The following is a 3,056-nucleotide window of genomic DNA, read 5'->3' as shown; positions in this document are numbered from 1 at the left end:
TGGGCTGTAAGAGCCTGACGATGACCTACTTTCACACGGGAACCCGCACTATCATCGGCGCAAAGTCGTTTCACTGTCCTGTTCGGGATGGGAAGGAGTGGTACCAACTTGCTATGGTCATCAGGCATAAAGGGTTGCCATACTGAACGCCGTTTTGGAGTTCAGTACAACGAATTCATAGAGTTAAATCAGCTTTTTGTGTTTTGACTGCGTCTAACTTGGCATAACAATCTTTGAGCTTTGGCACGGTCATCGATATCGATATAGACATCGATGCTGTGTATTGGCAATCAAAGTTATAGGGTCAAGCCGCACGAGCAATTAGTATCAGTTAGCTTAACGCATTACTGCGCTTCCACACCTGACCTATCAACGTCCTGGTCTTGAACGACTCTTTAGGGGGCTCAAGGCCCCGGCAGATCTCATCTTGAAACGAGTTTCCCGCTTAGATGCTTTCAGCGGTTATCTCTTCCACACTTAGCTACTCGGCAATGCCACTGGCGTGACAACCGATACACCAGAGGTGTGTCCACTCCGGTCCTCTCGTACTAGGAGCAGGCTTCCTCAAATCTGCAGCGCCCACGGAAGATAGGGACCAAACTGTCTCACGACGTTTTAAACCCAGCTCACGTACCTCTTTAAATGGCGAACAGCCATACCCTTGGGACCGGCTACAGCCCCAGGATGAGATGAGCCGACATCGAGGTGCCAAACACCGCCGTCGATATGAACTCTTGGGCGGTATCAGCCTGTTATCCCCAGAGTACCTTTTATCCGTTGAGCGATGGCCCTTCCATACAGAACCACCGGATCACTATGTCCTGCTTTCGCATCTGCTCGACTTGTCAGTCTCGCAGTTAAGCACGCTTATGCCATTGCACTATCGTCACGATGTCCGACCGTAACTAGCGTACCTTCGAACTCCTCCGTTACGCTTTGGGAGGAGACCGCCCCAGTCAAACTGCCTACCATGCACTGTCCCCGATCCAGATAATGGACCTAGGTTAGAACCTCAAACACACCAGGGTGGTATTTCAACGTTGGCTCCATGAGATCTAGCGACCTCACTTCAAAGCCTCCCACCTATCCTACACAGATCTGTTCAAAGTCCAATACAAAGCTACAGTAAAGGTTCATGGGGTCTTTCCGTCTTTCCGCGGGGAGATTGCATCATCACAAACATTTCAACTTCGCTGAGTCTCAGGAGGAGACAGTGTGGCCATCGTTACGCCATTCGTGCAGGTCGGAACTTACCCGACAAGGAATTTCGCTACCTTAGGACCGTTATAGTTACGGCCGCCGTTTACTGGGACTTCAATCAAGAGCTTGCACCCCATCATTTAATCTTCCAGCACCGGGCAGGCGTCACACCCTATACGTCCACTTTCGTGTTTGCAGAGTGCTGTGTTTTTATTAAACAGTCGCAGCCACCGATTTTTTGCAACCCCGTTGGGCTCCCTCTGTACGAGTTCACCTACTTGGGGCATACCTTCTCCCGAAGTTACGGTATCAATTTGCCGAGTTCCTTCTCCTGAGTTCTCTCAAGCGCCTTAGAATACTCATCTCGCGCACCAGTGTCGGTTTGCGGTACGGTCGTCAATAGCTGAAGCTTAGTGGCTTTTCCTGGAAGCAGGGTATCACTCACTTCGTCTGCAAGCAGACTCGTTATCACCCCTCATCTAAGCCCGGCGGATTTGCCTACCAGGCACGACTACAGGCTTGAACCAACATGTCCAACAGTTGGCTGAGCTAACCTTCTCCGTCCCCACATCGCACTATTGATCGGTACAGGAATATTGACCTGTTTCCCATCAGCTACGCATCTCTGCCTCGCCTTAGGGGCCGACTCACTCTACGCCGATGAACGTTGCGTAGAAAACCTTGCGCTTACGGCGAGGGGGCTTTTCACCCCCTTTAACGCTACTCATGTCAGCATTCGCACTTCTGATACCTCCAGCATCCGTCACCAGACACCTTCACAGGCCTACAGAACGCTCTCCTACCACGTGCAATAAATTGCACATCCGCAGCTTCGGTAACTGGCTTAGCCCCGTTACATCTTCCGCGCAGGACGACTCGATCAGTGAGCTATTACGCTTTCTTTAAATGATGGCTGCTTCTAAGCCAACATCCTGACTGTTTTAGCCTTCCCACTTCGTTTCCCACTTAGCCAATTTTAGGGACCTTAGCTGGCGGTCTGGGTTGTTTCCCTCTTGAGTCCGGACGTTAGCACCCGGTGCTCTGTCTCCCAAGCTGTACTCTGCAGTATTCGGAGTTTGCATAGGTTTGGTAAGTCGCCATGACCCCCTAGCCTAAACAGTGCTCTACCCCCGCAGGTAATACTTGAGGCACTACCTAAATAGTTTTCGGAGAGAACCAGCTATTTCCAAGTTTGTTTAGCCTTTCACCCCTATCCACAGCTCATCCGCTAGTTTTGCAACACTAGTCGGTTCGGACCTCCAGTACCTGTTACGGCACCTTCATCCTGGCCATGGATAGATCACTTGGTTTCGGGTCTACACCCAGCGACTGATTCGCCCTATTCGGACTCGATTTCTCTACGGCTTCCCTATTCGGTTAACCTTGCCACTGAATGTAAGTCGCTGACCCATTATACAAAAGGTACGCAGTCACCCTTGCGGGCTCCTACTTTTTGTAAGCATGCGGTTTCAGGATCTATTTCACTCCCCTCCCGGGGTTCTTTTCGCCTTTCCCTCACGGTACTGGTTCACTATCGGTCGATTACGAGTATTTAGCCTTGGAGGATGGTCCCCCCATATTCAGACAGGATTTCTCGTGTCCCGCCCTACTTGTCTCTACCTTAGTACCACACGTCTGTTTTCGCATACAGGGCTATCACCTGCTATGGCCGGACTTTCCATTCCGTTTTGCTAACAGTCGTGCTATCAATAGAAGGCTCTTCCGATTTCGCTCGCCACTACTTTCGGAATCTCGGTTGATGTCTTTTCCTCGAGCTACTGAGATGTTTCAGTTCACCCGGTTCGCCTCGCATGACTATGTATTCATCATGCGATACCTCTTGCGAGGTGGGTTTC

Annotated in this window: 2 rRNA genes (1 of these 2 running past the window's edge); both read right to left on the bottom strand. The window is 50.7% G+C overall.

Going from position 1 to position 3,056, the window contains the following annotated elements:
- Positions 1 to 12 precede the first annotated feature (12 nt).
- Positions 13 to 125 (bottom strand): 5S ribosomal RNA (gene rrf / locus ASG27_RS03860).
- A 175-nt stretch (positions 126 to 300) separates the two neighbouring features.
- Positions 301 to 3,056 (bottom strand): 23S ribosomal RNA (locus tag ASG27_RS03855); it runs 123 nt beyond the window's last position.

This window comes from Acidovorax sp. Leaf191 (assembly GCF_001424425.1).
Classification (GTDB): domain Bacteria; phylum Pseudomonadota; class Gammaproteobacteria; order Burkholderiales; family Burkholderiaceae_C; genus Acidovorax.
Note: the sequence above shows the minus strand (reverse complement) of the source record. Positions and strands in the feature narration are given on the sequence as shown.